The 4854-nt window shown below is 71.1% G+C and carries 9 protein-coding genes; 5 read left to right on the plus strand and 4 right to left on the minus strand.

Translation table 11 applies throughout. The annotated features are described in order from the left end of the window. Positions 1-154 (minus strand): dsRBD fold-containing protein (locus ABNF97_RS33595; protein WP_349341023.1); only part of this gene is annotated, 154 nt, incomplete at its 3' end. A gap of 167 nt (positions 155-321) precedes the next feature. Then, complete coding sequence (locus ABNF97_RS33600) at positions 322-771, minus strand: universal stress protein (protein ID WP_349341021.1); 450 nt, start codon at positions 769-771, stop codon at positions 322-324. Between the two features lie 319 nt (positions 772-1090). Between ABNF97_RS33600 and ABNF97_RS33605 the strand changes: the two genes are divergently transcribed. The 5 genes from ABNF97_RS33605 to ABNF97_RS33625 all read left to right on the plus strand — a co-directional run bounded on the left by ABNF97_RS33605 (position 1091) and on the right by ABNF97_RS33625 (position 3782). Beyond that, a complete protein-coding gene (locus ABNF97_RS33605; protein WP_130463625.1) occupies positions 1091-1309 on the plus strand; it encodes a hypothetical protein in 219 nt (72 codons plus the stop codon). A gap of 235 nt (positions 1310-1544) precedes the next feature. Further along, on the plus strand, positions 1545-1838 hold the full coding sequence (locus tag ABNF97_RS33610) for a dsRBD fold-containing protein (protein WP_130466105.1): 294 nt from the start codon (positions 1545-1547) through the stop codon (positions 1836-1838). After that, positions 1835-2845, plus strand: a complete 1011-nt coding sequence (gene gap, locus ABNF97_RS33615; RefSeq protein ID WP_130463626.1) for a type I glyceraldehyde-3-phosphate dehydrogenase — start codon at positions 1835-1837, stop codon at positions 2843-2845. The genes ABNF97_RS33610 and gap overlap by 4 nt, the downstream gene beginning before the upstream one ends. Before the next feature lie 84 nt (positions 2846-2929). Further along, positions 2930-3358, plus strand: coding sequence for an Hsp20 family protein (locus ABNF97_RS33620; RefSeq protein ID WP_130463627.1), 429 nt, complete (start codon positions 2930-2932; stop codon positions 3356-3358). A gap of 91 nt (positions 3359-3449) precedes the next feature. Further along, positions 3450-3782, plus strand: a complete 333-nt coding sequence (locus ABNF97_RS33625) for a cyclic nucleotide-binding domain-containing protein (protein ID WP_130463628.1) — start codon at positions 3450-3452, stop codon at positions 3780-3782. Here the strand turns inward: ABNF97_RS33625 and ABNF97_RS33630 are convergent. Together ABNF97_RS33630 and ABNF97_RS33635 are read right to left on the minus strand one after the other, a co-directional pair. Beyond that, complete coding sequence (locus ABNF97_RS33630) at positions 3779-4681, minus strand: ABC transporter ATP-binding protein (RefSeq protein WP_502930589.1); 903 nt, start codon at positions 4679-4681, stop codon at positions 3779-3781. The genes ABNF97_RS33625 and ABNF97_RS33630 overlap by 4 nt on opposite strands. Next, positions 4663-4854, minus strand: a 192-nt coding sequence (locus tag ABNF97_RS33635; protein WP_349341022.1) for a hypothetical protein, incomplete at its 5' end; no start/stop codon positions are given. The genes ABNF97_RS33630 and ABNF97_RS33635, both read right to left, overlap by 19 nt.

The following is a 4854-nucleotide window of genomic DNA, read 5'->3' on the forward strand; positions in this document are numbered from 1 at the left end:
TCTCGGTACGGTGCGGCTCGTCGGGACGCAGCCACGCCTGGCCGGCGCCGACCAGGTCGTCCCGGATCTCGTCGTAGAGCTGCGCCTCCGCGTACGTCCGGTCGTCGACCTCACCGATGAGGATCTCGACATTCCAACGCTTGATGGCCGTCATGTTCGGCTCCTTGACCTACTCGCAGGGTTGTCTGACCGGGATCCGCGCGTCGCGCGTTCGGCGCCGCCGGGCCGGTTGACACGGGTTCCGGCGGCACCACTTCCATGGAGGGGACGGAACGGCAGCGTCGGCACCTGTCGCTCGGACGTCGGCCGCGCTGGGCGTGATCAGTCGGCGGTCGAGGGGAGTTCCCGGACCACGGCGACCGGGCAGTGCGCGTGCGCCGACACGGCGACGGTGGTGGAGCCGACAAGCAGGCCGGTGAATCCGCCGTGCCCACGGCTGCCCAGCACCAGCAGGCGTGCCTCACGCGACCGCTCCCGCAGCAGGACCGCCGCCGGACCGTCCGCGACGGTGCCGGTGACCAGCACCCGCGGATGGGTCTGAAAAGCGTCGAGGATCGCGGCGTCGAGGATCTTCTGCGCGTCCTCCCGCGCGCCCTGATCCGGCCAGCTCGTCGCCGTCGGCGCGACCGTACTGGGCACGGCCGGCCATTCGAACGCGAAGAGCAGTGTGACCTGCGTGCCGGTGCGGGTCGCCTCGTCCAGCGCCCACCGGAAGGCGGCTTTCGCGCCCTCGGATGCGTCGTACCCGACGATTATGGGATGGGCGTACATAACTTCCTCCAACCGGGCTCTCTACCCGCAACGTAACGAGGTACGAGGTATCCGGCGTAGGGCCGATGGTCAGCCCCGTAGGTGACCCTCTACCTATGGCAGGACCGGGCGGAAGCCGACGCAGACCGGCCGGAGCGGTCGGTCCCCGGGGCAGGACCGGCGCCCGCATACCGCGCCGCCGGGAACAAGGGACTTGTCGACATCGCGTGCGCGGCCCCAGCGGTCCGGCCGATTCCGGCGTGGCCGAGGAATTGCAGGGTCGATTGCCGGTATCGGCCGGGTCGTTCGGCCGGTCCGGCTCCGGCCCGAGCGGCGTGCCATGGAGGGGGAAACCGTCGCGGTGGGCGACCCCCGCAGGCTTCCGGCGGGCGTGCTCACGAAGGAGCAGAGCCGTGAGGAGATGGACGGTGCGGGACGTCATGACCATCGACGTCGTGGCGGTGCCGAGGACGCCAGCTACCGCGCCATCGTCGACGTCCTCGTCGAACGTCGGATCAGTGCCGCCGGGCCGCTGTGCCGGGCCGCCGGTGCCGGGTAGCCGTCTACGCGACGGTGGGTGTGGTGGTACGGAGACCACATACCCCCCCGGGTGCCGGCGGTCCCGCGCCACCGTTCAGCGGGCGTCACCCTCAGGCGGCTCCGCGAACGGGGCGCTGCTGGGGCACGGCATCCGGGTGCGCTAGGGCAGGGCCGAGTGCTATGGCTCTGCGGGACCTTCGCCCCTGGGAGGCGCGCGCGGGTCGGGCCAGGCTGGAGGTGCGGAGGTGATCACGATGGCTCGGGCGAAGCGGTGGACTGTCGACATCGTCATCGACGAGCGTGACGACGAGCGGCGCACTCGCGCGGAGGCCCGGCTCCGGATGCCGGACGGCAGCGGGTTGGTCGGCTCTGGCGTGGCGTGGCGGCACCCGGCGGACCCGAGGGTGCCGCAGATCGGCGACGAACTCGCCGTTTCGCGGGCGCTCGACGACCTCGCCCACGTCCTCGTGGAGGCGGCCGGTGACATCGGGCGGATCACGCGGAAGGGCGCGTACCGGCGCCGCGGAGATGCTGGAGGTACGAGATGAACTACCGGATCGCGATCAACGGGTTCGGCCGGATCGGCCGCAACTACCTGCGCGGACTGCTGGACCGGCGGGTTTTCGGCGACGGCTTCGAGGTGGTCGGGATCAACGACCTGTGGGAGCCGGCGGCCCTGGCCCACCTGCTGGCGTACGACTCGACGTTCGGCCCGCTCGACGCCGACGTCACCGTCGACGGTACGGAGATCGTCGTCGACGGCCGGCGGATCGCGACGTTCCAGGAACGGGAGCCGGAGCGGCTGCCCTGGGCCCGGCTCGGGGTCGACCTCGTCGTCGAGGCGACGGGCAGGCTGCGTACCCGGGACGCGGCGGCGAATCATCTCAAGGCCGGCGCGCGGCGGGTGCTGATCTCCGCACCGGGCAAGGGGGTGGACGCGACGATCGTGCTCGGTGTCAACGAGTCGGCCTACCACCCGGCGCAGCAGGTCATCTCCGCCGCGTCCTGCACCACCAACTGCGCGGCGCCGATGGTCAAGGTCCTGCACGACACCTTCGGCCTGTCCCGTGGCTATCTGACGACCGTGCACGCGTACACGAACGACCAGGCGGTGCTGGACACCCCGCACAAGGACCTGCGGCGGGCCCGGTCAGCCGCCGTCAACATCATCCCCACCAGCACCGGGGCCGCGAAGGCGATCGGCCTCGTGCTGCCCAGCGTCGCCGGACGGCTCGACGGCATCGCGCTGCGGGTACCGGTGGAGGACGGTTCGATCTGCGACCTGACCTGCGAACTCGCCACTCCCGCCTCGGTGGCGGAGATCAACGACGCGTTCGCTTCGGCCGCAGACGGTCCGCTGCGCGGGGTGCTGCGCTACGCCGACCGGCCGCTGGTGTCCCGCGACATCGTCGGCGACCCGGCCTCCTGCGTCTTCGACGCCGCGCTCACCCAGGCGGGCGGGACGCTGGTCAAGGTCTTCGGCTGGTACGACAACGAGTGGGGCTACGTCAACCGGCTCATCGACCTGACCGCGCTGATCGCCGGGCGGGACTGATGGCGGCCTGGCCGGGCCGTTGGTCCCTGGTCGGGCGGCCAGGCCGAGGGATGTGATGGAGGAGACGACGACAAGGAGGTCGTGATGTCGACGATCATCAAGACCCGTGGCGGGCTCACCCCGCTGGAGTGGGTCAACAACCTGTCCCTGTTCCCGTTGCTGGCGTCGGCCATCCGGATCGAGGAGTTCCTGGAGGGCGACACGTACACCGTCCGGGCGGAGCTGCCCGGCGCCGACCCGGCCAAGGACGTCACCGTGACGTGCGCGGACGGCGAGCTGCGGCTGCACGTGGTGCGCTCCACCGAACGCAAGGACAAGGCCCGCTCGGAATTCCACTACGGGTCGTTCTACCGGACGGTCCCGCTGCCCGCCGGTGCCCGGGAGGACACCATCACCGCCGAGTACACCAACGGGATCCTGACGATCAAGGTGCTCGTCAGCACGCCCGAGACCGCCGGCAAGACCATCCCGATCACGGTCGGGACGGGCCGCAACGGAACGGACACGAAGTAGAGGCCGGCCGCTCGGGGCGGGCTTGCCAGGAACAGTCGGGCTCGGTCGGCGTACCGGGCCCGACGGCGTCGTACGGCGATGAGGGAGAGTCATGCCAAGCACCCGTGATCTGCTGGTCGGGCAGCCGTTCGTCGACGGTCTGTGCCCGGCCTGGCTCGACCGGCTGACCGCCTACGCGCACCCGGTCTTCCGCAACCGCGGTTACCGGCTGTTCGCGGCCGGGCGGCCGGCGATGCGATTCTGGCTGCTGCGTTCGGGGCGGGTGGCGCTGGACCTGCCGAGGCCGGGCCGGGGCGACGTGGCCATCGAGACCGTGGGCGCTGGTGAGGTGCTGGGCTGGTCCTGGCTGTTCGCGCCACACCGGTGGCAGTTCGGGGCGGTGGCGGTAGGCCGGGCCGCGGGCACCCGATCGCGGGCCGGTTAGCCGGCGGTAGCCTCGATGGTCTGCGTGGCGGGCAGCGGCCCGAGAACGATCTCGCGGCCCGCGTACGAGCGCAGGGCGGGTCGCAGCGCGAGCTGGTTGTCGGGTACCGGCCAGCGCTGCTCGCCGAGCACCAGCGCCAGCCCTTCGGCGGTCGCCTCGACCCGGCAGGTCGCCAGGTTCATCGCCGGCGACCCGATGAAGCCGGCCACGAAGACGTTGCGCGGCGCCGCGTACAGCTCGTCCGGTGCGCCCACCTGCTGGAGTCTGCCGCGATCCAACACGGCGATCCGGTTGCCCAGGGTCATCGCCTCGACCTGGTCGTGCGTGACGTAGATCGTGGTGGTGCCGTATCGCTGGTGCAGCCGGTTCAGCTCACCGCGCATCGCGACCCGCAGCTCCGCGTCCAGATTGGACAATGGCTCGTCCATCAGGAACACCTGCGGGCGACGGATGATCGCGCGGCCCATCGCGACCCGCTGCCGCTGGCCGCCGGAGAGCGCGGCGGGCTTGCGGTCCAGCAGGGTGGTGAGCCCGAGCACCCGGGCCGTCTCACCCACCTGCTGTGCGATGTCGGACTTGTGGACGCCCCGCAGCCGCAGGCTAAAGCCGAGGTTCTGGGCCACGGTCATGTGCGGGTAGAGCGCGTAGTTCTGGAACACCATCGCGATGTCACGGTTCTTCGGCGGCACGTCGTTGACCACCTGGCCGCCGATCTCGATCCTGCCGGAGGTCACGTCTTCCAGCCCGGCGACCATCCGCAGCAGTGTGGACTTGCCGCAGCCGGACGGCCCGACCAGGACGATGAACTCGCCGTCGCCGATTGTCATACTCACCTGCTCGACGGCGACGGTGCCGCTGGGAAAGACCTTCGTCACGTCGGTCATGACCACTTCAGCCATCTGTCCTTCCCCTTTCCTCCGGTGGCGGTGAGCCGGATCGCCAGAGCCGGCACGGTCGCCGCCACGGCGCAGGCCACCAGGTCGACGGCGGACAGCGCGCCGGTGCCGAGCAGCGTGCGCAGCGGCGGCAGCAGCACCCCGGCGAGCTGCAACAGCGCCGACAGCGCCACCGC

Origin of the sequence: Plantactinospora sp. B6F1 (assembly GCF_040120695.1) — a bacterium.
Taxonomy (GTDB): domain Bacteria; phylum Actinomycetota; class Actinomycetes; order Mycobacteriales; family Micromonosporaceae; genus Plantactinospora.